This window comes from Sphingosinicella flava (genome assembly GCF_016025255.1).
Taxonomy (GTDB): Bacteria; Pseudomonadota; Alphaproteobacteria; order Sphingomonadales; family Sphingomonadaceae; genus Allosphingosinicella; species Allosphingosinicella flava.
This window is the reverse complement of record NZ_CP065592.1, coordinates 470,035-494,341: the sequence shown is the minus strand read 5'-3', so window position 1 is coordinate 494,341 and position 24,307 is coordinate 470,035. Positions and strand designations below refer to the sequence as shown.

Sequence of the window (24,307 nt, the reverse complement as noted above, 5' to 3'; positions counted from 1 at the left end):
CATCCTCTTAGATCATTTTGTTTATTCTTGATTTTCCAGAGCCTTCACGCCCGGCAGCTCCTTGCCTTCCATCCATTCCAGAAAGGCGCCCCCCGCCGTGGATACGAAGGTGAAATCGTCGGCCACGCCCGCATGGTTGAGGGCAGCCACGGTGTCGCCGCCGCCCGCGACCGAGACGAGCGAGCCGCTCACCGTCAGCGCCGCCGCCGTCCTGGCGAGAGCCACGGTGGCTTCGTCGAAGGGCGGCGTTTCGAACGCGCCCAAGGGACCGTTCCAAACGAGCGTGCGGCAGGTCTTCAGCGCATCGGCCAGCGCCTCGACGGCGGCGGGGCCGACATCGAGGATCATCTCCTCCGCCGCGACTTCGTGGACATTGGCGATGCGGAGCGAAGGCGGATTGGCCGCGAACTCTTTCGCGACGACAACATCATAAGGCAGATGCACGGTGCAGCCCGCATGGTCGGCGGTGTCGAGGATGCGAAGCGCGGTGTCCTTCAGGTCATGCTCGCAAAGCGACTTGCCGACATCGACGCCGCGCGCGGCAAGGAAGGTGTTCGCCATGCCTCCGCCGATGATTAGGTGATCGACCTTGGTGACGAGGTTCTGGAGCACGTCGAGCTTGGTCGACACCTTGGCGCCGCCGACAACGGCTGCGACGGGCCGTTCCGGATTGCCGAGAGCGGCTTCCAGCGCCTTTAACTCCCGTTCCATCGCGCGTCCGGCATAAGCGGGGAGCAGATGCGCGATCCCTTCGGTCGAGGCATGAGCACGATGCGCAGCGGAAAAGGCGTCGTTCACGTAGATATCGCCAAGCTCGGCCATGGCGGCGGCGAGCGCGGGATCATTCTTCTCCTCGCCCGCGTGAAAGCGGGTGTTCTCAAGGATCGCGATATCGCCGGGGTTCATCGTCGCGATGGCGTCTTTGGCGTGGCTGCCCTGGCAATCCTCGACGAAACGGACCGGACGGCCGAGCACTTCACCATAAGCGCGGGTGACGAGTGACAGCGACATGTCCGGCCGCTGCATGCCCTTCGGCCGCCCGAAATGGGCGAGCAACAGGACGATGGCGCCGCGATCCGCGAGTTCGGTGACCGTCGGCAGCGTGGCACGGATGCGGGTGTCGTCGGTGACGGCGCCATCGGCCATCGGCACATTGAGGTCGACACGGACAAGGGCGCGCTTGCCGTTGATGTCGCCGAGATCGTCGAGAGTTTTGAAAGCTGCCATCATCAATTTCCGTTCGTCCCGAGCGAAGTCGAGGGGCGTATGTGAGTTGATCGTGCCAGCGCCCCTCGACTTCGCTCGGGACGAACGAAATGAGAGGCGCTGGATGGAATCAGATCAGCCTCGCGATCGCACCGGCCGTGTCGACCATGCGGTTCGAGAAGCCCCATTCATTGTCGTACCAGGAAACGACGCGGACCAGCTTGCCTTCCAGCACGGCGGTTTCGAGGCTGTCGACCGTCGATGAAGCCGGAGCATGGTTGAGGTCGATGGAGACCAATGGCTCGTCCGTATAGGCAAGGATGCCCTTCAGGGGACCGCTTTCCGAGGCGGCCTTGAGCACGCCGTTCACCTCTTCCAGCGTCGTGTCGCGCTTCGGGGTGAAGGTGAGGTCGACGAGGCTGACGTTCGGCGTCGGCACGCGGACTGCAGAGCCGTCGAGCTTGCCCTTCAGTTCCGGAAGCACCTCGCCCACCGCGCGGGCGGCGCCCGTCGTGGTCGGGATGATCGACATGGCGGCGGCGCGGGCGCGGCGCATGTCGGGGTGGATCTGGTCGAGGATCTTCTGGTCGTTGGTGTAGGCGTGGATCGTCGTCATCAGGCCGCGCTCGATGCCGATGGCGTCGTTCAGCACCTTGGCGACCGGCGCGAGGCAGTTGGTCGTGCAGGAAGCGTTGGAGACGATGGTGTGATCGGCGGTCAATTTATCGTGGTTGACCCCATAGACGACGGTCAGGTCCACGCCTTTGGCCGGAGCGGAGATGAGAACGCGCTTGGCTCCCGCATTCAGATGTTTCTGCGCGCTGTCGCGGTCGGTGAAGAAGCCGGTGCATTCGAGGGCGATATCGATGTTGTTTTCGGCGTGCGGCAGGTTCGCGGGATCGCGCTCGGCGGTCACCTTGATGCGTTTGCCGTCGATGACGATGTCGTTGCCGTCGGCCTTCACTTCGCCCGGATAGGGACCGTGGACGCTGTCGCGCTTGAAGAGCATGGCGTTCGATTTGGCGTCGGCGAGATCGTTGATCGCGACCAGCTCAAGGCCGCAATCGGGACGCTCCAGGATCGCCCGCGCCACAAGGCGGCCGATCCGCCCGAAACCGTTGATTGCAACTCTGGTCGCCATTTTCACTCTCCTAGTTTCTTTTCTGAAGCGCCGCTTCGATTTGCGGCACGATGGCCTCGGCGGTAAAGCCGAAGCGCTTGAACAGATCCTCCGCCGGGGCCGACGCGCCGAAGCGGTCAAGACCGATGCGCAGGCCATGCACCATCGTATAGCGTTCCCAGCCGAGCGTCGTGCCCGCCTCGATCGACACGCGCAGGATTTCATTCGGCGAAACATCGGGCAGAATGTCGTTGCGGTAGGCGGCATCCTGCGCTTCGAAGAGCGTCCAGCAGGGCATGGACACGATATCGGCGCCGATGCCCTTCCCTTCCAGAGCGTCGGCGACCTGGACTGCGACTTCCACTTCCGAACCCGTCGCGATCAAGATGACCTTGCGGGTGGCCTTGGCGGCACGAAGACGGTACGCGCCCTTCGCGGACAGGTTTTCGCGAGCATTGTCACGCAGTTGTGGAAGGTTCTGGCGACTGAGCGCCAAGAGCGAGGGCCCGTCCTTTCGCTTCAGCGCCAGCTCCCAGCACTCGGCGGTCTCGACCGCGTCGGCGGGGCGGAAGACGTCCAGATTGGGGATCATCCGCAGGCTCATCACATGCTCGACCGGCTGGTGCGTGGGCCCGTCCTCGCCAAGGCCGATGCTGTCATGCGTCATCACATAGACGGCGCGGACTTCCTGCAGGGCCGAGAGGCGGATGGCCGGGCGGCAATAATCGGCGAAGACCAGGAAGGTGCCGCCATAGGGAATGACGCCGCCGTGCAGCGCCATGCCGTTCATCGCCGCGGCCATGCCGAATTCGCGGATGCCGTAATAGATGTAGCGGCCGGAATAATCCTCCGCCGTCAAAGGCTTTTGCGCCTTCGTCTTGGTGTTGTTCGAACCGGTCAGGTCCGCCGATCCGCCGATGGTTTCGGGCAGCAGATCGTTAATCGCGCCCAGCGCCAGTTCCGAAGCCTTGCGGCTCGCCACGTTCTGCGGTTCGGCGATGAGGCCCGCAATATGATCGCGGAGCGAGAAGCCTTCGGGGAGGCGCCCTTCCATGCGGCGGACGAATTCCTCCCGCTCCGGATGGGCGGCGAGGCGTACGCGCCAATCCTGGTGCGCCTTCTGGCCGCGGCGGCCCGCTTCCCGCCAGCCGTCGATAATCGGCTGCGGAAGATCGAATGGCTCGCTGTCCCACACGAGGTGCTGACGGGCGGCGGCGACTTCATCCTTGCCGAGCGCCGCGCCGTGTGTCGCGGACGTGCCTTGCTTGTTGGGCGCGCCATAACCGATGATCGTCCGGCAGGCGACGAGCGATGGGCGCGGATCGGCCTTCGCTTCGTCGAGGGCTTTGCGGATGCTGTCATAATCATGACCGTCGCACGCCACCGTATGCCAGCCGCTCGCCGCATAACGGGCGAGGATGTCTTCCGAAGTAGACAGATCGGTCGATCCGTCGATGGTGATGCGGTTGTCGTCCCACAGCACGTTGAGACGGCCGAGCTTCAAATGCCCGGCAAGGCCCACGGCTTCGTGGTTGATGCCCTCCATCAGGCAGCCGTCGCCCGCGATGACCCAGGTGTGGTGATCGACAAGATCGCCGCCGAACACCGCGTTCAGGTGCCGCTCCGCGATCGCCATGCCGACCGCCATGGCGAAGCCCTGGCCGAGCGGGCCGGTCGTCGCCTCGACCCCGTCGAGCAGGAAATTCTCGGGGTGTCCGGCGCAAGGGCTGCCCAGCTGACGGAAATTGCGGATATCCTCCATCGTTGGCCGTTCATAGCCGGTGAGATGGAGAAGCGCGTAGATCAGCATCGATCCATGGCCCGCCGACAGCACGAAGCGGTCGCGGTCGTGCCATTTGGGATCGGCGGGATCGTATTTCAGATATTCGGTGAACAGGATCGTCGCGACGTCCGCCATCCCCATCGGCATGCCGGGATGGCCCGAATTGGCGGCCTCCACCGCGTCCATGGCGAGCGCGCGAATGGCATTGGCCAGCAATCTCGGTTCGGCGGACATTCGGCTTCCTTGGGCTTGGCCCGGACGGGCGATGGGAGACTCGTTACGCGCTTCCGCGTTCCTTTAAGCGCGAGCGCGCGGGCGTCAACCTTGCGCGGCGCTGCAAATCCCCTCCCCCTTGATGGGGGAGGCTGGGTGGGGGTGATCTACGACGTAGAGCGCAATCCTTCCGGAAACATCACCCCCACCCCAGCCCTCCCCCATCAAGGGGGAGGGAGTCAGAGGCTCTTGCAGCGGCGGTTGCGCATGCTATCTCGCTAACCATGCAAGACGAACGCACGTCGGCTGCTCTTAGCAGGATCGAAAAAGCCCTCGCCCGGATCGAACAGGCTTCGGCGCGCACCCCAGCGCCGTCTTATGACAATGAGGAACTGACCCGCCTTCGCGCCGCGCACCAGACCCTGCGCGGCCGGGTCGAGCAGGCGGTTGGGCAGATCGACCGGCTGCTCGCCGGGCAGGATGTCTGAAGCCATGGCGAGCGTCGAAATTCAGGTCGCGACCCGCAAATATCAGATCGCCTGCCGCGACGGCGAGGAAGAGCATATCCGCATGGTCGGCGCGCTCGTCGACCAGAAGGCGAAGGAAGCCGGATCGGCCCTGGGCTCTTTGCCCGAGGCAAGGCAATTGCTGTTCGCCTCCCTCCTCCTTGCCGACGAGATCAAGGAGCTGCGCGCCGGGCGAATGCCGCCCGCCCCGCCGCCTCCACCCCCGGCCGCGCCCGATCCTGCGATCGCCGAAGCGTTGGAACGACTGGCGGTCCGGATGGAAAGTCTCGCCGACAGGCTTGAGGATAAGACCGCGACATCCTAGATTGAGCGTGACGGGTTCTGCCCGGTACGAGCTTTCGAGAACATCCCTGAGGCGATAAAAACATCCTCGGGGGCTGTCCCTGCCCGGGCCCTGGCCCGACGTACATGGCCCCCACCTGACGTTAAGGCGTCAGAGGATATTCCAGCAAACGGCCATGGCGGTCCCGTCACCTTGTCAAAGAATGAGATCAGAAACGACGCGCTCCTGAAGCGGCACGGCTATGCCTCGGCGCTATGGCCCGCCACGCGCAATGCGCTGGAGACGCAGCTCGCGCAAATCGTGGCCCCTCATTTGTTCGGCGCCGGTATCGTTGCGGGCTATCATCCGATGCGGGATGAGATCAGCCCCTACTCCGTTCTGGACGGCCTCGGCCATGGCCAGCGCGCGGCCCTCCCCTGGTTCCTTGATCGGGACGCACGCATGATGTTCCGGGAGGCTCCCGCAACCGAGGCCGGGCCGTGGGGCGTCCTGCAGCCTGCCGCCGAGGCGGCGGCGCTCGCGCCCGACATCGTCCTCGTCCCGCTCGTGTTCGCCGACCGGCGCGGCACTCGCATCGGGCACGGCAAGGGCCATTACGACCGCGCCTTGTCCCACTTGCGGGACGGCGGCTCCGTCCGCACGATCGGCATCGCTTGGGACATACAGATTAGCGAGGCAGTGCTCGACCCCGATCCGTGGGATATTCCCCTGGACGCTATCGCCACCCCGACAGAATGGATCGACTGCCGATGAATCCTTCCTGGCGCAAACCCGCAGGCGTCGGCCTGATCCTGCTGCTGATCGCCGTCTGGGCCTTCATCGTCGCAAGCGTCGCGGAATGGCTCCAAGGCGCGCCGGACGTTGTCTTCATCATCTATTATCTGATCGCCGGGATCGTTTGGATCCTGCCGCTGAAACCGCTGCTGCTGTGGATGGAAACGGGCCGCTGGCGCCTTCCCAAGACATGAGGCCAGCGCCGCGATCGCTGCGGATGTTGCAGGCAGGTTTCTGATTTCAAGGAGAAAATGGCGCGAGTGACGGGGCTCGAACCCGCGACCTCCGGCGTGACAGGCCGGCGCTCTAACCAACTGAGCTACACCCGCGTGGGTATGTGGTGGAGGGCGCACTAAGGGGCGGACCAAAGGCTGTCAACAACCCAAAAGCGCAGTTTTCAATTTTGCTGCAGATTATCGTCCACGGCCGCGGTCAGCGTTCCCTCCTCGAACAGGAAGCCCGCAATGTCGGGCTTGCCCGCCGCGTCGAGGATCGTCTTCATGATGATGAGGAGCGGCACCGCGAGCAGCGCGCCGGTCGTTCCCCACACCCAGGCCCAAAAGCTCAAGGCGATGAGGATGAGGAGCGGATTGATGGTCAGGCGCCGTCCCACGACGGAAGGGGTGATGAGATTGGCCTCGACAAGATGGATGAGCGCGAAGCTCAACGCGGGAAGCATCGCGTAAAAAGGATCCGCGAAGGTCATCAGCCCGCCCAGCGCCAGCAGCGCGGCCGAAGCAATGGGGCCGAGATAGGGAATATAGTTGAGGACCGCGATGATCCCGCCCCACATGAGCGGGGTCGGCATGTCGAGGAGCCACAAGACCAGCGCCACGACCAGGCCCATCGCGATATTCACCATGGTGATTGTGCCGATATAGGCGGATGTCGAATCCACCACTTGCTGGATGACGCGCGCCGTCGTCATCGCCCCGCCGAAGCTGGTGCGGGTGGTGATCGTGCGCTTCCGCATGCGCGTCCATCCGGCCAGGAAAAAGAAAATCACCAATAATGCGAAGAACATCTGAATGATCGCGAAAGGCGCGGAAGTGGCGATAAGGTCCAGGAAGGAGTTGGGCGTTTCCACCGCGACGGTCTGCATCCGGCCCGAGCTGCCCCGGCCGAATTGCTGGACGATATCGTCGATGAATCGTTCCAGGCTGGCATAGACGTCGAGCAGCGGGGCGAGCGTCTGCTGGATCCGCCCGATCCGTTCGGGAAGCAGGCGCACCCATTCGGTCGCGGGGAGGACGATGGCCGCGACGACGATATTCGCGATGCCGATGAGGAGGAGGACGCACAGCAGAGCCGCCAATGCCGATGGCATCGCCCGCCGCTCCAGCCATTCAAGGATTGGAACCAGCGCGATGGCGATGACGAGAGCTGCTGTCACCGGCAGAAAGAATTCGGCGCCCGCCCGTAAGGCGAACGGGATGGCGATGATAAGGCCCACGCCGGCAATCAAGGTCAAGGCGGCCAGCAGACGGTCGCGATGAAAGGCGGCAGCCGTGCTTTCCGCTACGGCATCCTGGGCGGCTTTGCTCCCCTTCTCATTGCTCAAATTGGTTCCCCTGCTTCCTTAAGTTTTCGCGCACTGCAAGCAGTGTCTCCTATACGGACATTAACCATATGAGTTTATTCATTTCCTGAAATGAAGTTGATTTTAACCATCTTTCCATCATAATCGATCCTGAACATCAATGAAACGGCTCGTGGGGGGCCGAAGTAATGCAGAACATGAATTGCCGGTATGCGGCAGGCGTCGCGCTATTCCGCATTAAGCACATTCTGGCCGCCGGAACCTTTCTCTCCGGCCTCCATGCCGCGCCCTCTTTCGCGCAAGGCACCGCCGCGGGCACGCAGATCGACAATAAGGCCACGGCGACGTACGACACCGGGAATGGCGCCACGACGGTCGATTCGAACACCGTCTCCCTCCGCGTCGACGAACTTTTGAACGTCACGGTCGCGTCCGCCGATACCGGCAATGTGCAGGTCACGCCCGGGGCGACGAACCGGGTGCTGCGGTTCACCGTCACCAATTCGGGCAATGGCAGCGAAGCCTTCAGATTGTCAGCCAGCGGCACTGTCGGCGGCGACGATTTCAATCCGACGGTCACGTCCATCGTCCTCGATACCAACAATAACGGTGTCTACGATTCCGGCGTCGACACGGTCTATGTCGCCGGTTCGAACGATCCGGTGCTCGCCGCCGACGGTTCCATCCGGGTGTTCGTCCTGGCGACCATTCCAGCCGGCGCCGCCAATGGCGACGAGGGCATCGTCGAGCTGACCGCGACCGCCAATACCGGTTCGGGCACGCCCGGCACCACCTTCGCCGGACAGGGCCAGGGCGGGGGCGACGCAATTGTCGGCGCGACGAGCGCCACGGCGACCGACGAGGGCACTTACGCGGTCAGCCAGGCGACCGTCGCGATCACCAAGTCTGCAACCGTCGTCGATCCGTTCGGCGGAGCGACCCTCGTTCCGGGTTCGATCATCACCTATAGGTTGAGCACGACGGTATCGGGCTCCGGCTCGCTCGCGAACCTTCGCGTTTCCGACATCGTCCCGGCCGGAACGACTTACGAAGCGGGGTCGATCACGCTCGACGGCGCGGCGCTGACCGACGCGACCGGCGACGATACCGGTTCCTATACCAGCGGGACGCGGACGGTGCTCGTTTCGCTCGGCACCGTTGCCGCAGGCACGACGCATGAAGTCACCTTCGATGTGGAGGTCGACTGAGGATAAAGTCATGAAGTATCTGTTGGCTTTCCTTGCCTTCTCCCTCGCCGGCACTGCCGCTTGGGCTGAAAATGTCCAGCTCACCAGCAAGGTGCAGGTCGAGCGCGTCGTCAAGGACGACAAGGGACAGGACAAGATCGTCCTCGAAGAGCCGAAGGTCGTGACGCCGGGCGAGAAGCTGGTCTTCACGCTCAATTACAAGAATGTGGGGACGGCGCCCGCTCAGGACTTCGTCATCACCAATCCCGTTCCGGGCGCCGTCTCCTATGCTGGCGGCGAAGCGGACGGATCGGTCGTGTCGGTTGACGGCGGCACGAATTGGGGGACGCTTGCATCGCTGACGGTGGCCGGGACGGACGGCCAGCGGCGCGCGGCGCAGGCGGCCGACGTCACTCATGTCCGCTGGACTTTTCCGCAACCCATTCCGGTGGGCGCGGAGGGCAAGCTGACCTTTCGGGGCACGGTGAAGTAGCAAGACGTATCGTTAATCCCGCGTTGGTGCCTGCGGGTGGGGAATGGCACCAAAAGTATAGTCAACTGACGGGAAGAACGAATGACACGTACAGCACAGCTTTTGGGCGCCGCCGGTTTATCGGCAATAATGGCGTTCGCGGCCGCGCCGGCTTACGCCGAAGGGACCAGCGCGGGCACGATCGTGACCAACACGGTGACCCTCAATTACAAGGTTCAGAATGTCGACCAGAATACGGTCACCGCGACCAACACCTTCACGGTCGACCGCAAGGTCAACCTGACGGTGACGGAAGTCGGTTCGGCCACGACCACGGTCACACCTGGCGAGACGGATGCCTATACGACCTTCACCGTCACCAACACCTCCAATGCCCCGCTCGATCTGCAGCTCGCGGCGACGCAGCTGTCGGGCGGGACGGCGGCGCATGGCGGGACCGACACTTACGACGTGTCGAACCTGCGCATCTTCGTCGACACCAACAATAACGGCACGCTCGACATCGGCACCGACCAGATCGTCAGCTATCTGGATGAAATCGCCGCCGACGCCAGCAGGCGCATCTTCGTGGTCGGCGACACGGCTCTTGGCCGCGTCAATGGCGATGTCGCGGGCGTCCGCCTCACCGCTACGGCCCACGAAGCGGGCGCGGCAAACAGCATGGGCGCAGCCGTCACGCAAACGGCGGGCGCGAACACCGGCGGCGTCGACACGGTCTTTGCCGATACCAATGCGGACGGCAACACTGCCGGCGACGGCGCGCATTATGCGGGCGACGATTTCACCGTCGGCGCAGCGGCGCTGACCGTCACCAAGACCAGCAAGGTCATCAGCGATCCGGTGAACAGCACCACGAACCCGAAGATGATACCGGGCGCCGTCGTCGAATATTGCATCATCGTTGCCAATGCCGCCGGCGGCACAACGGCCACCGATATCGTGATCACCGACATTCTGCCCGCGCAAACCGCCTACCTGCCGAGCTTCGGCGTGAAGGCCAACGGCACGGTCAGCAACGGCACCGATTGCAGCGCCGGGACGGAGGACGGGTCGTTCGACAACGGCACCGTCACCGCGACGATCGCCAGTGTGCCCGGGGACGATGCGCGCAACGTCCTCTTCCGCGTTACGGTAAATTAAGCGGAAGAAGCGGCCGGGGATGCCCTTGCACTTCCCTGGATCAGCTCTGGCCATGCGGCGATCGTCCCATCTTTTCGGGGCGATATTCGCCCTCCTAGTGCCTCTGGCAGCCATCGTGCCGGTTCATGCCGACACGTCGGGTAGCTATTCGCGCATCGTCACCAATGTCGCCGCCTTGGAGTGGGACACGGGACAGGGAGTCGCGCGTCAGCTGTCCAACCGGGTCGACCTCACCGTCATCGTCCCGGAGCCTCAGCATAATCTCAAGACCTATCGCCTCAGCGGCACCGGCAATGCGAATGAGAGGCCGTCGCTCCAGGGCGCGAGCTGCCAAGGCAGCGGCGGCGAAATTCCTTTCGCTTTCGAAGGCGTCCGCTCCGGCGTGCCGATCGATGCCGCGCCTGTCATGGAGACGTCAGCGATCCGGCCAGGCGAGCCCCTGATCCTTGGCGTCGAGCGGCCGGACGCCAATCAGGATCCCAATGCGATCGATCAGGTGATGATCACTATCGACATCGGCGGGGATCGCGAAGAGGTGACGCTCGTCGAAACCGCGAACAACAGCGCTATTTTCATGGGCGGCATCGCCACGCGGGCCACCCCGCCGGCCCCCGTCCATGGCGATTGCCGCCTCTCGCTCGATCCCGGCACTCAAACGCCGGTCGACGCCGCGACCGAGGCGGGCGAGCCGCCCTTTGCCGATACTCAGCTTAACGTGCTGATCGACCCTTATGGCATTGCCTTCGACAGCGGCGACGGCGCGGCGGTCGACGGCGTGACGATCTCGATCGTCGATGCCGACACCGGCGCGCCCGCCGACGTGTTCGGCGACGACGGCGTATCCCGCTATCCCTCGACCGTCGTGACCGGGCAGACCGTCACCGACTCCGGCGGACAGGTCTACCAGTTTCCCGAGGGCGAATATCGCTTCCCGCTGATGCGGCAGGGACGCTACCGCCTCGTCTTCACGCCCCCCTCTCCTTACACCGCGCCGTCCCAGCGCACGCCGGAGGACATGGCGCATCTCATCCGCCCCGATGGACAGCCGTTCGACATCGTCGGCGGCTCCTATGGCGGCATCATCATTCTCGACAATCCCGCACCCGTTCGAGTGGATATTCCGCTCGATCGGCCGGGGGCGCAGATGGCCCTTACCAAAGTCGCGTCGAAAGCCGTGGCGGAGGCGGGCGATCTCGTTCAGTATCAGGTCACGATCCGCAACCCGGATCAGACCCGTCGGACAGCCGAAATCACCGTAACCGATCTCATCCCACCTGAGATGCGGTTGCGGTTGAATACTTTGCGGCTGGACGGGCAAAAGGCCGATGCTGGCGTGTCTGCGGACGGCCGAACCCTTACCGTCAAGGTTCCGCCGATCCCGGGTGGCGCCTCCGCCCACATCACCTACGCCCTGGAAGTCCGGCCCGACGCGCGGCCGGGCCAGGCCGTGAACCGCGCCAGCGCCGTGGATGCGCTCGGCGCCGCCAGCAACGTGGCCGATGCAATTGTTCGCATCACGCGCGAGACGATCGCCGACCGGATGTCGATCATCGGCCGGGTGATCGACGCCGATTGCTCGGCCGATCCGGAAAAGGCACCCGGCATCCCCGGCGTCCGCGTCATGCTGGAAGACGGCAGCTATGCCGTGACCGACGAGGACGGCCGCTATCATTTCGAGGGCGTGGAACCCGGCCTGCACGTCGTCCAGATGGACGACCTCACCCTTCCCGCCGACCGCGCCGCGGTGGATTGCGCCGTGAACAGCCGTTCGGCGGGCCGCGCTTTCTCCCGTTTCGTGGAGGGCCAGGGCGGCAGCCTGAAGCGCGTCGACTTCCGCGCCATAAAGAGCGATGCGCGGGCAGCTGCGGCGAAGGCCGCACCGGCCCGTCCTGTTCCGCTGACCGACGCCGCTTATGCAGGCGCCGAGCGCGACTGGCTGACAGGGCAGAAGCCAGGCGTTGAATGGCTCTTCCCGGAGCCCGAGCACAATCCCCGCGCGCCCGTCGTCCGCGTGGCGATCAAGCACGGTGCGGGTCATACCGTCGCCCTCTTCAACAACGGCAAGCCGGTGGACAAGATCGCCTTCGACGGCACGCGCACCAGCGCCGATGGCAGCGTCGCCGTCAGCCTGTGGCGCGGCATTCCAATCGAGACCAAGGGCTTCACCACCACGCTGACCGCCGAAGTGCGCGATGCGGGCGGCACGCTGGTCGAAACGCTCGAACGCAAGGTGCATTTCGCGGCGAGCCCGATGAATGCGGAGCTCGTTCGCGAAAAGTCCGTGCTGGTCGCGGACGGCGTCACACGGCCGGTCATCGCCCTGCGCCTCACCGATCGTGACGGCCGCCCGGTCCATAACGGCTTGGTCGGCGATTTCGAGGTTCCGGCGCCTTATTATCCCGCCGTCGAGGCCGACGCCCAGCAGGCGCGCCAGCTCGCGGGCCTGGAACGCGGCCAGCCGGTGTGGCGCGTCGTCGGCGACGAAGGCATCGCCTATATCGAGTTGGAACCGACCACCGCGTCCGGCAGCTTCGGCCTCCGCCTCAACTTCCGCGACGACGACGCGGTTCGCGAACAGCGGCTGGAAATCTGGCTGTCACCCGGCGACCGTCCCTGGACCGTCGTCGGCCTCGCCGCCGGAACGGTCGGCTTCAATAAATTGCAGGGCCGCATGGAGGATCTAGGCGACGGCGAGGACAATGACGTCCTGACCGATGGCCGCCTGGCGCTCTACGCCAAGGGCAAGATCAGCGGCAAATGGTTGATGACGCTGGCCTATGACAGCGACAAGAAGGAAGACGAGACGCGTTTCGGCGGGATCATTGATCCCACGGCCTATTACACCGTCTACGCCGACCGTTCCGAGCGCCGCTACGACGCCGCGTCGGTCCGCAAACTCTATCTGAAGCTGGAGCGCCCGCAATTCTACGCCCTGTTCGGCGATTACGAGACCGGCATCGACGAGCCCGAACTCGCCCGCTACGTCCGTTCGCTGAACGGCGTGAAGACGGAATATCGCTCCGAAAGGGTCTCGGCGACCGCCTTCGCCGCCGACACGCCGACACGCCACCGCCGCGACGAAATCCAGGGCAACGGCCTGTCCGGTCCTTATGCGCTCGGCGCACGGGACATCCTGCCGAACAGCGAACGGATCATCCTGGAAGTGCGCGACCGGCTCCGCTCCGACCGCATCGTGTCGACCCGGCTCCTCACCCGCCATATCGATTACGACATCGATTATGCAGCGGGAACGCTCCGTTTCCGCGAGCCGATCCTCAGCCGCACGTCGGATCTCGACCCGCAATTCATCGTCGCCGATTACGAAGTGGACGGCGTTGCGAAGCGCGAGATCAATGCCGGCGGCCGCGTCAGCATCCGCACCGCCGACCAGAAATTGCAGGTCTCCGCGACCGCGATCCGCGACGAGGACGATCGAGCCGAAACCACCCTCGCGGGCGCCGACATCCGCTACCGTCCCAATTTGGCAACCGAAATCCGCGCCGAAGTCGCCGTGTCGGACACGAAAGGCAAGAACAATGCGGGCGATGGCGGCACCGCGACGGCCTGGCTGGTCGAGGCGGAACATCACGGCGCCAATATCGACCTTCTCGCTTATGCGCGCGAGCAGGAAGGCGGCTTTGGCGTGGGCCAGCTCAATGCTTCGGAAAACGGCACCCGCAAGATCGGCGCCGATGCGCGCATCAAGATCGCCGATGGCCTGTCGCTGACGGCGAGCGGCTGGCACGAGGATTACCTCAGCAGCAACGCGCGCCGCATCGCGGGCCGCGCCCTCCTCGAATATCGCCGCAACGACCTGGCGGGCCGCGCAGGCATCGTCTTCGCCGACGACCGCCTCGCCGATGGCCGCACCGCCACCTCGCAGCTGCTCCAGCTCGGCGCGACGAAACGGTTCCTCGACAACAAGCTCGAACTCGACGCCCAGACCGAGCTGCCGATCGGCGGCAAGAATGACAGCATCGACTTCCCCGCTCAGCACCGTTTCGGCGCCCGCTACGCGCTGTCGCCGGCGGTCCAGCTGGTCGGCGCTTACGAAATCGCCGACGGCGAGACGATCGACGCCCGCACCTTCCGCGCCGGTTTCGACGTGAAGCCATGGGCGGGCGCCCGCTTCGCCGTCACCGGCAATTTCCAGGACATCGCCGAATATGGCGCGCGCAGCTTCGCCGCCTACGGCCTCTCGCAATCCTTCGTGCTCGACAAGCATTGGTCGGTCGACTTCTCGGTCGACGGCAACCGGACGCTCACTGGCATCGACCCGTCCGACGTGCTGAACCCGCGGCAACCGGTGGCGAGCGGCGGCTTCATCGGATCGGGTGGCCTCACCGAGGACTTCACCGCTCTCACCGCGGGCGCGACCTACCGTGCCGCCCTGTGGAGCATCACCGGCCGCGCCGAATATCGCGACGGCGAGGACGAAAACCGCTACGGCTTCACCGCCGCCGCCCTCCGCCAGATCGGCGAAGGGCGGGCGGTCGGCGCGGCCTTCAACTGGTTCACCGCGAAGGTCGACGGCGGCGCGGAAACCAGCACCGCCAACCTGCAAATGTCCTGGGCGCATCGCCCGGCGGACAGCGAATGGTCGTTCCTCGACAAGCTCGAATTGCGCGACGACAAGGTGACGGGCACCGTGGCGGGCATTCCGGGGCCCCTCGGCGGCGGCCTGGCGGTGACGGGCGACGCCCGTTCGCAGCGCGTCATCAACCATCTCTCGCTCAACTGGTCGCCGAACGGCCAGTATGACGGCTCGTGGCTCAATCGCACCGAAGTCTCCCTCTATTGGGGCTCGCGTTACGTCTCCGACAGCTTTGGCGAAGATGATATCGGCGGCTGGAGCAACGTGCTGGGCGGCGACATCCGCTACGATCTTACCGGAAGGGTGGATCTCGGCCTTTCCGCCAGCATCCGCCAGGGCCTAAGCGGCGATTCCTACAGCTATGCCCTGGGCCCCAATATCGGCCTCAGCCCGTTCGAAAACGGCTGGCTGTCGGTCGGCTGGAACGTCATCGGCTTCTGGGACCGCGATTTCAGCGACGAACGCTATACCCGCGCCGGACCCTATGTGACGATGCGCTTGAAATTCGACCAGCAGACGCTGCAAGGCCTGGGGCTCGGCCAATGATCCGGCATGAAACCAAAGGGCAATCCCCGCCGCCGTTAAGCGATCTTCCACGCTCGCGGATTAACGCCATGGCCATGGCGGAAAAAAGGGCTGGGGATGAAACGGATGGGCGGGGCCGGCACGCCTCATGCCCATGGCCGGTCTGGATAAGGCGGGCGGTTGCCTCCCTCGCGCTCGCCTGCCTCACCCTTCAGCCCGCCCTTGCGAATTGGTGCGCCATTCCGGGCCGGGAAGGCTCGGCCGCGCTCACCGGCGTCGTCAACACCTATTTCGCGGGCGCCACTTCGGTTTCGGCCGGCGCAACATCCATTCAGCTGAGCTACGCGCGCGGCGCGCCGCAGGATATTCAGCCCGGCGACTTGCTGCTCGTCATCCAGATGCAGGATGCATTGTTCTCGCCCAGCAACGACGACAGCTATGGCGACGGCACGCCTGGCGGCTATGGCAATGGCTATACCGATATCCGGCAGGCGGGCCGCTACGAATTCGTCCGCGCGACGAGCGCCATGGGCCAATTCGGCGGCACGGTGACGATTCAGGGCGCCACCGGCGACGGCCTCGTCAACAGCTACTTCACCGCCCCTTACAGCGATACCGATTACCGCCGGAGCTTCCAGGTCGTGCGCGTGCCCCAATATGACGAAGCGACGATCAGCGGAACCGTGACGGCGTCCCCATGGGATGGCGACGCGGGCGGCATCGTCGTGCTGGACGTCGCGCGGCGGCTCACCTTTTCGGGCGGCGGCATCAGCGTCGCCGGGCAGGGCTTCCGGGGCGGCGCGGGCCGGAATCTCGGCAGCGGCAACGGAACGGCGACCGATTATGCCACTCCGACCTGGAACGGCGCCAATGGCCAGAAAGGCGAAGGCATAGCGGGCGCCCCGTGGTTCGTGTTCATGAATGGCGGGATCGCCGAAACCCGGGCGGAAGCCTATCCGGGCGGCGGATCGGCGCGCGGCGCACCGGGCAATGCGGGCGGCGGCGGCACGGACGGCCACCCCGGCATCAACATCGAAAATAGCGGCGGCGGCGGCGGCGGCAATGGCGGCCAAGGCGGCTTGGGCGGCCATGCCTGGTGCAGTGCGCTCCCCCAAAGCTGCAATTTCGATATCGAAAACCCCGTTGAATCGGGCGGCCAGCCCGGAGCGGATATCCCCGAGGCGGGCGCGGAGCGGCTCGTCATGGGCGGCGGCGGCGGCGCGGGCGTCAACAATGACGCCTCCGGGACGCCGCCTAACGGGCTTTCCTCCAGCGGCGCTGCGGGCGGCGGCATCATCTTCATCCGCGCCGGTGAGATCGCCGGAACCGGATCCCTGAACGCCAACGGCGCGGATGCCGGTTCGACCGCGGAAACCGACGCCGCAGGCGGCGGCGGGGCGGGCGGATCGGTGCTGATCGCCACAGTTCGCGCGCCGATGGATGCATCCCTGTCCGTGAGCGCCAGGGGCGGAAACGGCGGTTCCGCAGGCGACGGTGTCGTCCGGATGGGCCCCAATGGCTTTCCGGAGCATTTGGCCTATGGGCCCGGCGGCGGCGGCGGCGGCGGCTTCGTGGCGAGTTCCGTCCCTCTGTCGGCCGACCTCTCCGGCGGCAGCGCGGGCACGACTTACGGCTCGCCTGCCCGTTTCGGTCCCACATACGGCGCGACGAATGGCGATACCGGCCGGGCGATCACGATCGCCGGGGCCGAGATTACGGGCCTTTCAAGCGGCGGGGAATGCACGCCGACCATCGCGAAGAGCTTCACCCCCTCGGAAACCGCGCCGGGAATGACCGTCCGGATGCGGATCGACGTCTTCAACAACAATCCGACCCTTCCGCTTGGCGACGTCGCTTTTAACGATGCTTATCCCGACGATCTCCTCAATGCCGCCGATCCAGCGGCCGCGAACAGCTGTCCGATAGGCACGCTGGCCGCACAGGCTGGCGCGGCGGCTTTCGGGGTGAGCAATGCGAGCGTACCAGCGGGCGCAAGCTGCAGCTATTCCGTCAATGTCGTGCCGCAAACCGATGGTCCCAAGGAAAATATAGTCGAAGCCGGCGCCCTCACCGGTAGCTTCGCCCCTCCCGAAACGGTCTCGAACCTCGATCCGGCATCGGCGACGCTTCAGGTCTTTCCGCCGCTCGCCATGATGAAAACCAGCCAGGTTGCGCGCGATCCGGTCAACGGAGCGACGGACCCGAAGGCGATACCGGGGGCGCTGATGGTCTACACCGTCAACGTGGTGAATTTCGGCGGAACGGTCAGCCAGGACAGCATCATCGTCGTCGACCAGACGCCGCAGGGCTTGCGCCTGCATCTCGGCGACTTGCCGGACAGCACGACGCCCTTCCGGCTGGTCGAAGGCTCGACCCCCTCCACCCTGGTTCTGTCTTATGCTGGCCTCGACAGCACCGGCGACGATGTCGCCTTTTCCAACGACGGCGGCGCGACATGGACCTATGTGCCCGCTCCCGGGGCCGACGGCACCGATCCCGCAGTCACACACATCCGATTGACGCCAAGGGGGAATATGGCCCCGAATTCGACCTTCGCGGTCGAATTCGGCTACATCCTGCAATAAGGAATGGTGCCCCTGGCCCGAGTCGAACGGGCACTCCTTGCGGAACTCGATTTTGAGTCGAGCGCGTCTACCAATTCCGCCACAGGGGCAACGCTGTGCCGTGCCTAGCCGCGAACCTGTTCCGCCGCAAGCGCGGAACGGAGCATTTCTCCGTCCGTTGCCTCTCCACAACGACAGCGGAGACGAGCATGGCCGGCGAAGCACCCGAACCGCGCAAGGGCATGCCCGGCGTCCAATTGGATGAAGCCGCCTTCAAGGCGCGTTTCCGCTCTCAATATGTCGATCCGGCCTTCGACGGGATCCAGGATGCTCTCGACGCGGTGACCGAAGCGGCGTGGCAAGGCTATTCCCATCATCGCAAGTCCCCACATACCGCCAAAGCGGGTCAGGGCCGCCCCGATCCGGATTATGATCTCGCGACCGATTGGATCGCTGCCGAAGCCGCCATCGTGCGGGCCCAGCGCGAATATGAAGACCCGAACGAGCCGCCCTGCATCCTTATCGTCAACGGCTCATCCCGCTCCGAACATACCTGCCCGGGCGAAATGTCGAAAAGCTGGCGGCTGCTGGAGATTGCGTCCGAAATTTGCGGCGTCGACGGCGTGAAGGTCGAAACGCTGAACCTCTCCCGCCTCGCTTCGGAATATGGCCGCCGCATTCACCCTTGCAAGGCCTGCTTCTCGACCGCCGCCGCGCTCTGCCATTGGCCCTGTTCCTGCTATCCCAATTATGCGCTCGGCCAGACGCAGGACATGATGAACGACATCTACCCGCTCTGGGTGCGTGCGCACGGCATCATGCTGATCACGCCGGTCAACTGGTATCACACCTCATCGCCGATGAAGCTGATGATCGACCGCCTCGTTTGCGCCGATGGCGGCAATCCCGATCCCTCTTCCACCCATGGCAAGGACGCGAAGAAGGCGAAGGAACTGGAGCTTGCGGGCTGGCCCTATCCCCGCCATCTGGAAGGCCGCCTCTTCTCGGTCGTCGTTCATGGCGACGTCGAAGGGGCCGAAAATGTCCGCCGCAGCCTCGCCGACTGGTTGCGCTTCATGCATCTCGTTCCCGCCGGAGTGCCAGCGGAGCTCGACCGCTATATCGGCTATTGGGAGCCCTACGCGACCAGCCACGAGGCGCTCGACAAGGATCAGGCGATCCAGGAGGAGGTGCGAAATGCCGCTCGCACCCTTCTCGACGCGGTGCAGGCCCGCCGATCAGGCCACCTGGTCACCGCCGGCGGCAGCCTGCCGCAACCGCGCGACAAATGAGATGCGGGCCGCCCGACTGGATCGAACGGCCCGCATTGACGAATTGAATGGCGATCAGGTCAGTATTCGCCGGCCTTGGGGTCGGGGCCGTAACGGTTCGGGCCCGGCGTCCCGGAGAGGCACATCATCACGATCAGGACGATTGCGCCGAGGTACGGGATCAGGCCAAGGAGAAGGAACCAGCCCGATTTATCCTGATCGTGCAGACGGCGCACCCCAACTGCGATGGATGGGATCAGGAAGACCAGGCCCAGGATCGCGAGCAACAACAGCGAACCGCCAAGCGCTGCCATGATCCCGCCGTCGCCGTCGCTCATGGCGGCGCCGCCCATGACGAGGCTGAGGACCAGGCCTGCCGCGATGTTCACCAGGAACAGGAACAATGTGAACATCCAATATTCCTTGCGGCGCGAACGTCCCGAAAATTCGGCATAGCGCTTCAGCGGCAACAGCATCCATTCCATCGAGAACTCCCCCTTAGGCTTCATGGCGCGTCCCGCGCCTTCCTGTTTCATTTCGCAGATCGGCATCGAACGCAAATCTTTTCAGTTGCGCGGCACCGCGCGGCGATAGCTCAGGGCTTCGGCGACATGAATCCGCCCCACTTCCTCCGCTCCCGCAAGGTCGGCGATGGTGCGGGCGACGCGCAGCACGCGATGATAGCCCCGCGCGGACAGGCGCATCGCCTCCGCCGCTTGCGCCAGCAGCTTGCGGCCTGGTTCATCCGGGGTCGCGGCCGCGTCGAGCAGGGCGCCATCGGCTTCGGCATTGGTTCGGATCCCCTGGCCCTCATAACGGGCGGTCTGGATGTCGCGCGCCGCGGCCACGCGGGCGGCGACCTCGGCCGAACCTTCGGCCGGCGGCGGCAGGACGAGGTCGGCGGCGGTCACCGCTTGCACCTCGACATGGAGATCGATGCGGTCGAGCAGCGGCCCCGACACCTTCGCCTGATAGTCGAGCGCGCATTTAGGCGCGCGGGAACAAGCGAGCGCGGGATCGCCAAGATGTCCGCAGCGGCAGGGGTTCATCGCCGCGACAAGCTGGACGCGCGCCGGGAAGGTGACATGGGCGTTGGCGCGCGCCACGCTGACCGTTCCCGTTTCAAGCGGCTGGCGCAGCGAATCGAGCACAGCGCGCTGGAATTCCGGCAGTTCGTCAAGGAACAGGACGCCGAGATGCGCGAGGCTCACCTCGCCGGGCTTCACTTTCAATCCGCCGCCGACGAGGGCCGCCATGGAGGCGCTGTGATGCGGCGCGCGGAAAGGGCGGCTGCGCGTCAATCGCCCGTCGACGAGCGCGCCGGCGACACTGGCGACCATGGAAACTTCCAGGGCTTCGGATGGCGTGAGGTCGGGAAGGATGCCCGGAAGGCAGGCGGCGAGCAGCGACTTTCCGGCGCCCGGCGGCCCGCTCATCAGCAGATTATGCCCGCCCGCCGCCGCGATCTCCAGAGCGCGCTTGGCGGTTTCCTGTCCCTTCACTTGCGCCAGATCGGGGCCGCCGCCCTGCCCTTCCATTTCGCCCGCCACGGGGGACGACAGGATTGATCGTCCGCTGAAATGATTGAGCAGGGAAAGCAGATCGGCGGGAGCGATGACTTCGATATCCCCCGCCCACGCCGCTTCCGGCCCTTGCGCCGCCGGACAAATGAGCCCGAGGCCCCGGCTGGATGCGTGCAATGCGGCGAGCAGGACGCCCGGGGACGGCGTCAGCCGCCCGTCGAGGCCGAGTTCGCCCACCACCGCATAATTGGCGAGCGTCTCCGCATCGATCGCGCCCATCGCGGCGAGGAGGCCGAGCGCGATCGGCAGGTCGTAATGCGATCCTTCCTTGGGCAGGTCGGCGGGCGAAAGGTTGACGGTAATCCGCTTGGGCGGCAGCGACAGGCCGATCGCGGCCATGGCGGCACGCACGCGCTCGCGGCTTTCGGCAACCGCCTTGTCGGGCAGCCCGACTACGACGAAAGCGGGAAGCCCTGCCGCGACCTGCACCTGAACTTCGACCGCGCGCGCCTCCAATCCGAGATATGCGACGGTGGCGACGTGCGCGACCATGAACCCCCCTCTCCGTTTCGGCGCCATTCTGGAGAGAGCATGGAGCGAAGTCGAGCCGTTTCCGCGACCATCCGTCTTGCAACCCTAACACAGCGCTCCCAGATCATTGTCCATGGACTTGCGCGGCAAATGGCTGGCCTTAGGGCGGATACCAGCGGTGAGAACGGGCTTATTCGCGCTCGGGCTCGTCATTATGGCCGCCTCCCCCCTCGTCGGCGTGTTGCCCGGCCCAGGCGGCATCATCGTGTTCGCGGCCGGACTCGCCCTGACGCTCAAATATAGTGAATGGGCGAAGCGCCAATATGTCCGGTTCAAACGGGCACATCCCAATAAGGGCCGCTGGGCGGATTGGGGCCTCCGCCGCTCCAGCGCGCGCCGCCGCGAGGCGCTCCGGAAACATCGTGAGGCCAATTCTGCTCAGGGCGATTGACTTGCAGGCGGGCTTTGCCTATCGGGCACCGCAACAAGGCCGCCCTGCGCGGCCCTTTTTCATTAGATTATTTTCGAGGATGAGCGATGAAGCGCACCTTCCAGCCGAGCAAATTGGTCCGCAAGCGGCGTCACGGCTTCCGCGCCCGCAAGGCGACTGTCGGCGGCCGCAAGGTTCTGGCCGCCCGCCGCGCCCGCGGCCGCAAGACGCTGTCGGCCTGAGCCTAGGCACGCTGACGGCGCTCTCGCGCCGTTCCGATTTCCTTGCCGCCAATCGGGGCCTGCGTGCCCCCATGCCAGGATTCGTTCTGCTCGTCCGGCCAAGAGATGATGGCGACCCCGCCATGCGCCTTGGAATCACCGTCACCAAGAAGATCGGCAACGCCGTCGTCCGCAATCGGATGAAGCGGCGCTTTCGCGCGCTTGCCCGGGAAATCATTCCCAATGAGGGATTCGCGGGCGCCGATCATGTCCTGATCGGCCGCGCGGGCGGGATCGAGCGGGATTTCGGGGCGCTTAAAAGCGAACTCGTCAAAGCGCTTCTCAAATTGAAGAGAGCGGAAGGATGATCGCCCGCCTCTTCATCCTCATGGCGAAGGGCTGGCAAAAGGGCCCGTCCCTTATCCTGCCGCCCACCTGCCGCTATTCCCCAAGCTGCTCGGCCTATGCAATCACCGCCTTTGAGCGCTATGGGGCGCTCAAGGGCGGCTGGCTGGCCGTCAAGCGCATATCCCGCTGCCATCCCTGGGGGGGCTCGGGCCACGATCCGGTACCGACGAAGGACTTTAAGTGAACGAGCAACGCAACCTGATTTTCGCCGTCATCCTGTCGGCCCTGATCCTGTTCGGCTGGAGCTTCGTCGCCGAGCATTATTTTCCGACCGCCAACGAACCGTCGACGAAGGCCGCGGACGGGAAACAGGCCCCCGCCAAGACCGCCGCGCCTACTGCCGGTGGCGCCGCCGCGATCCGCAACCGGGATGTCGTGATCCGCGAAACCCCGCGCATCCGCATCGAAACGCCGCGCCTCCAAGGCTCGATCAACTTGAAGGGCGCGCGGATCGACGATCTGGTTCTCGTCACGCACGGCGAACGGCTCGCGTCCGATTCGGCGCCGATCCGGATCCTGTCGCCCGCCGGAACGCCCGACGCGAATTTCGCGAGCTTCGGCTGGACCGGCGAAGGCCTTGCCCTCCCCGGCCCCGACACCCTTTGGACGGCGAGCGCCGACCGCCTCGCGCCCGGCGCGCCTGTCACGCTCAGCTGGTCAAACACGCAGGGCCAGACCTTCCAAATCCGCCTGTCTGTCGACGATGGCTATCTGTTCGACGTGCAGCAGAATGTCGCCAACCGGAGCGGCGGCGCTGTCGCGGTGAAGCCCTACGGCCTCATCAGCCGCGTCGGGGAATCGAAGGATGCGGACAGCTGGACCATCCACACCGGCCCGATCGGCGTGTTCGGCGGCAAGGCCAATTACGACGTCGACTTCAGCACCCTGCGCGAGGAAGGCGATCAGCGCTTCACCTCGAACGGCGGCTGGCTCGGCTTCACCGACAAATATTGGCTGACCGCGCTCGTGCCGCCGCAGGATGCGGGCGTGGAGGCAGCGTTCCGTGCGGGCAGCAACAATAGCTACCAGGCGGATATCGCCACCGCTCCCGGCATCGTCGCGCCCGGAAAGGCCGTATCCTACGAAAGCCGTCTATTCGCGGGCGCCAAGGAAGTCGCCCTTCTCGACCGTTACGAAAAAGATCTCGGCATCCGTCACTTCGACAAGGCGATCGACTGGGGCTGGTTCTACTGGTTCGAGCGGCCGATCTATTCGGTGCTCCACTGGCTGTTTCGGATGATCGGCAATTTCGGCGTGGCGATCATGGGCCTGACCTTGCTCGTCCGCCTCATCATGTTCCCGATCGCGCAGAAGCAATTCGCCTCCATGGCCGCGATGCGCGTCGTCCAGCCGAAGATGAAGGCGATCCAGGAGCGTTACAAGGACGACAAGCAGAAGCAGCAGCAGGAAATCCTGAAGCTCTATCAGGCGGAAAAGGTGAACCCGATGGCGGGCTGCCTGCCGATCCTGATCCAGATCCCGATCTTCTACGCCCTCTACAAGGTGCTGCTGCTGTCGGTCGAAATGCGCCACCAGCCCTTCGCGCTGTGGATCAAGGATCTGTCCGCGCCCGACCCCCTGACCCCGGTCAACCTATTCGGGCTGCTCCCCTTCACGCCGCCCGCCGTCATAGCCATCGGCATCCTGCCGATCCTGGTCGGCTTCACCAGCTGGCTGCAGTTCAAACTCAATCCGGCGCCCAGCGATCCGGTGCAGAAACAGGTCTTCTCCATCATGCCCTGGGCCTTCGTGTTCATCATGGCGCCGTTCGCGGCGGGCCTGCAGCTTTACTGGGTGACGAACAACGTCCTCACCATCTTGCAGCAAAAGTGGCTCTACAGCCGCCATCCCGGCATGAAAGCCGCGGCGGACGCGCAGTGATGCTTATTGCCCCTTCCCGTCATTTTGCCCCCTCCCGTCATTCCAGCGAAAGCTGGAATCTAAACAATGCTGGAGACTGGCGTGCTGCGGACA

21 protein-coding genes and 2 tRNA genes are annotated in these 24,307 nt (G+C 64.9%); 15 read left to right on the top strand and 8 right to left on the bottom strand.

Going from position 1 to position 24,307, the window contains the following annotated elements; genetic code table 11:
• Positions 1–21: 21 nt before the first annotated feature.
• The 3 genes from IC614_RS02505 to tkt all read right to left on the bottom strand — a co-directional run bounded on the left by IC614_RS02505 (position 22) and on the right by tkt (position 4,343).
• Positions 22–1,230: a phosphoglycerate kinase gene (locus IC614_RS02505; RefSeq protein WP_200972169.1), complete on the bottom strand. Its 1,209-nt coding sequence runs from the start codon at positions 1,228–1,230 to the stop codon at positions 22–24.
• Between the two features lie 106 nt (positions 1,231–1,336).
• Positions 1,337–2,347 (bottom strand): type I glyceraldehyde-3-phosphate dehydrogenase, encoded by a 1,011-nt coding sequence (gap, locus tag IC614_RS02500; RefSeq protein ID WP_200972168.1) that lies wholly within the window; start codon positions 2,345–2,347, stop codon positions 1,337–1,339.
• A 10-nt stretch (positions 2,348–2,357) separates the two neighbouring features.
• A complete protein-coding gene (gene tkt, locus IC614_RS02495; RefSeq protein WP_200972167.1) occupies positions 2,358–4,343 on the bottom strand; it encodes a transketolase in 1,986 nt (661 codons plus the stop codon).
• A 263-nt stretch (positions 4,344–4,606) separates the two neighbouring features.
• On the opposite strand from tkt, the gene IC614_RS02490 reads away from it, so the two are divergent.
• The 4 genes from IC614_RS02490 (at position 4,607) to IC614_RS02475 (ending at position 6,100) form a co-directional block, all read left to right on the top strand.
• Positions 4,607–4,810 (top strand): hypothetical protein, encoded by a 204-nt coding sequence (locus IC614_RS02490; protein ID WP_200972166.1) that lies wholly within the window; start codon positions 4,607–4,609, stop codon positions 4,808–4,810.
• A 4-nt stretch (positions 4,811–4,814) separates the two neighbouring features.
• Entirely contained in the window at positions 4,815–5,153 is a 339-nt protein-coding gene (locus IC614_RS02485) for a cell division protein ZapA (protein ID WP_200972165.1), read from the top strand.
• A 171-nt stretch (positions 5,154–5,324) separates the two neighbouring features.
• On the top strand, positions 5,325–5,885 hold the full coding sequence (locus tag IC614_RS02480) for a 5-formyltetrahydrofolate cyclo-ligase (RefSeq protein ID WP_200972164.1): 561 nt from the start codon (positions 5,325–5,327) through the stop codon (positions 5,883–5,885).
• A complete protein-coding gene (locus IC614_RS02475; protein ID WP_200972163.1) occupies positions 5,882–6,100 on the top strand; it encodes a DUF2842 domain-containing protein in 219 nt (72 codons plus the stop codon). The genes IC614_RS02480 and IC614_RS02475 overlap by 4 nt, the downstream gene beginning before the upstream one ends.
• Positions 6,101–6,158: 58 nt before the next feature.
• Here IC614_RS02475 and IC614_RS02470 read toward each other — a convergent pair.
• Both IC614_RS02470 and IC614_RS02465 read right to left on the bottom strand, forming a co-directional pair.
• Positions 6,159–6,235 (bottom strand) — tRNA-Asp (locus IC614_RS02470).
• 68 nt (positions 6,236–6,303) lie between these two features.
• A complete protein-coding gene (locus IC614_RS02465) occupies positions 6,304–7,467 on the bottom strand; it encodes an AI-2E family transporter (RefSeq protein ID WP_200972162.1) in 1,164 nt (387 codons plus the stop codon).
• 167 nt (positions 7,468–7,634) lie between these two features.
• Here IC614_RS02465 and IC614_RS02460 point away from each other — a divergent pair, with 167 nt between their 5' ends.
• From IC614_RS02460 to IC614_RS02440, 5 genes are all read left to right on the top strand, one after another.
• Positions 7,635–8,654 carry a hypothetical protein gene (locus IC614_RS02460; protein WP_226372704.1) on the top strand — a complete coding sequence of 340 codons (1,020 nt, stop codon included), beginning with the start codon at positions 7,635–7,637 and terminating at the stop codon, positions 8,652–8,654.
• Positions 8,655–8,664: 10 nt separating this feature from the next.
• Entirely contained in the window at positions 8,665–9,126 is a 462-nt protein-coding gene (locus IC614_RS02455) for a hypothetical protein (protein ID WP_226372703.1), read from the top strand.
• A gap of 81 nt (positions 9,127–9,207) precedes the next feature.
• The gene (locus IC614_RS02450) at positions 9,208–10,266 is read left to right on the top strand and encodes a DUF11 domain-containing protein (protein WP_200972160.1); all 1,059 of its coding nucleotides are present in this window, start codon (positions 9,208–9,210) and stop codon (positions 10,264–10,266) included.
• A 97-nt stretch (positions 10,267–10,363) separates the two neighbouring features.
• Positions 10,364–15,406 carry a DUF11 domain-containing protein gene (locus IC614_RS02445; RefSeq protein WP_226372702.1) on the top strand — a complete coding sequence of 1,681 codons (5,043 nt, stop codon included), beginning with the start codon at positions 10,364–10,366 and terminating at the stop codon, positions 15,404–15,406.
• 68 nt (positions 15,407–15,474) lie between these two features.
• A complete protein-coding gene (locus IC614_RS02440; RefSeq protein WP_200972158.1) occupies positions 15,475–17,970 on the top strand; it encodes a DUF7933 domain-containing protein in 2,496 nt (831 codons plus the stop codon).
• 4 nt (positions 17,971–17,974) lie between these two features.
• Here IC614_RS02440 and IC614_RS02435 read toward each other — a convergent pair.
• Positions 17,975–18,059 (bottom strand) — tRNA-Leu (locus IC614_RS02435).
• 99 nt (positions 18,060–18,158) lie between these two features.
• Here IC614_RS02435 and IC614_RS02430 point away from each other — a divergent pair.
• The gene (locus tag IC614_RS02430; RefSeq protein WP_200972157.1) at positions 18,159–19,241 is read left to right on the top strand and encodes a flavodoxin family protein; all 1,083 of its coding nucleotides are present in this window, start codon (positions 18,159–18,161) and stop codon (positions 19,239–19,241) included.
• A 59-nt stretch (positions 19,242–19,300) separates the two neighbouring features.
• Here IC614_RS02430 and IC614_RS02425 read toward each other — a convergent pair whose 3' ends face one another.
• Positions 19,301–19,705, bottom strand: coding sequence for a DUF805 domain-containing protein (locus tag IC614_RS02425; protein ID WP_200973062.1), 405 nt, complete (start codon positions 19,703–19,705; stop codon positions 19,301–19,303).
• An 81-nt stretch (positions 19,706–19,786) separates the two neighbouring features.
• Entirely contained in the window at positions 19,787–21,295 is a 1,509-nt protein-coding gene (locus IC614_RS02420) for a YifB family Mg chelatase-like AAA ATPase (protein WP_200972156.1), read from the bottom strand.
• A gap of 193 nt (positions 21,296–21,488) precedes the next feature.
• On the opposite strand from IC614_RS02420, the gene IC614_RS02415 reads away from it, so the two are divergent.
• The 5 genes from IC614_RS02415 (at position 21,489) to yidC (ending at position 24,214) form a co-directional block, all read left to right on the top strand.
• Positions 21,489–21,725: a hypothetical protein gene (locus IC614_RS02415; RefSeq protein ID WP_226372701.1), complete on the top strand. Its 237-nt coding sequence runs from the start codon at positions 21,489–21,491 to the stop codon at positions 21,723–21,725.
• 86 nt (positions 21,726–21,811) lie between these two features.
• Positions 21,812–21,946: a 50S ribosomal protein L34 gene (rpmH, locus tag IC614_RS02410; RefSeq protein WP_109271491.1), complete on the top strand. Its 135-nt coding sequence runs from the start codon at positions 21,812–21,814 to the stop codon at positions 21,944–21,946.
• A 71-nt stretch (positions 21,947–22,017) separates the two neighbouring features.
• Complete coding sequence (gene rnpA, locus IC614_RS02405) at positions 22,018–22,293, top strand: ribonuclease P protein component (RefSeq protein ID WP_404829140.1); 276 nt, start codon at positions 22,018–22,020, stop codon at positions 22,291–22,293.
• The gene (gene yidD, locus IC614_RS02400) at positions 22,290–22,517 is read left to right on the top strand and encodes a membrane protein insertion efficiency factor YidD (RefSeq protein ID WP_200972154.1); all 228 of its coding nucleotides are present in this window, start codon (positions 22,290–22,292) and stop codon (positions 22,515–22,517) included. Before rnpA ends, yidD begins: the two co-directional genes overlap by 4 nt.
• The gene (gene yidC / locus IC614_RS02395) at positions 22,514–24,214 is read left to right on the top strand and encodes a membrane protein insertase YidC (protein WP_200972153.1); all 1,701 of its coding nucleotides are present in this window, start codon (positions 22,514–22,516) and stop codon (positions 24,212–24,214) included. Before yidD ends, yidC begins: the two co-directional genes overlap by 4 nt.
• Positions 24,215–24,307: the final 93 nt, after the last annotated feature.

Coding starts and splice junctions, on each gene's coding strand:
- IC614_RS02505 (WP_200972169.1), bottom strand. CDS start 1,230: ATGATGGCAGCTTTCAAAACTCTCGACGATCTCGGCGACATCAACGGC.
- gap (WP_200972168.1), bottom strand. CDS start 2,347: ATGGCGACCAGAGTTGCAATCAACGGTTTCGGGCGGATCGGCCGCCTT.
- tkt (WP_200972167.1), bottom strand. CDS start 4,343: ATGTCCGCCGAACCGAGATTGCTGGCCAATGCCATTCGCGCGCTCGCC.
- IC614_RS02490 (WP_200972166.1), top strand. CDS start 4,607: ATGCAAGACGAACGCACGTCGGCTGCTCTTAGCAGGATCGAAAAAGCC.
- IC614_RS02485 (WP_200972165.1), top strand. CDS start 4,815: ATGGCGAGCGTCGAAATTCAGGTCGCGACCCGCAAATATCAGATCGCC.
- IC614_RS02475 (WP_200972163.1), top strand. CDS start 5,882: ATGAATCCTTCCTGGCGCAAACCCGCAGGCGTCGGCCTGATCCTGCTG.
- IC614_RS02460 (WP_226372704.1), top strand. CDS start 7,635: ATGCAGAACATGAATTGCCGGTATGCGGCAGGCGTCGCGCTATTCCGC.
- IC614_RS02455 (WP_226372703.1), top strand. CDS start 8,665: ATGAAGTATCTGTTGGCTTTCCTTGCCTTCTCCCTCGCCGGCACTGCC.
- IC614_RS02450 (WP_200972160.1), top strand. CDS start 9,208: ATGACACGTACAGCACAGCTTTTGGGCGCCGCCGGTTTATCGGCAATA.
- IC614_RS02440 (WP_200972158.1), top strand. CDS start 15,475: ATGGCCATGGCGGAAAAAAGGGCTGGGGATGAAACGGATGGGCGGGGC.
- IC614_RS02430 (WP_200972157.1), top strand. CDS start 18,159: ATGGCCGGCGAAGCACCCGAACCGCGCAAGGGCATGCCCGGCGTCCAA.
- IC614_RS02425 (WP_200973062.1), bottom strand. CDS start 19,705: ATGGAATGGATGCTGTTGCCGCTGAAGCGCTATGCCGAATTTTCGGGA.
- IC614_RS02420 (WP_200972156.1), bottom strand. CDS start 21,295: ATGGTCGCGCACGTCGCCACCGTCGCATATCTCGGATTGGAGGCGCGC.
- IC614_RS02415 (WP_226372701.1), top strand. CDS start 21,489: ATGGCCGCCTCCCCCCTCGTCGGCGTGTTGCCCGGCCCAGGCGGCATC.
- rpmH (WP_109271491.1), top strand. CDS start 21,812: ATGAAGCGCACCTTCCAGCCGAGCAAATTGGTCCGCAAGCGGCGTCAC.
- rnpA (WP_404829140.1), top strand. CDS start 22,018: ATGCCAGGATTCGTTCTGCTCGTCCGGCCAAGAGATGATGGCGACCCC.
- yidD (WP_200972154.1), top strand. CDS start 22,290: ATGATCGCCCGCCTCTTCATCCTCATGGCGAAGGGCTGGCAAAAGGGC.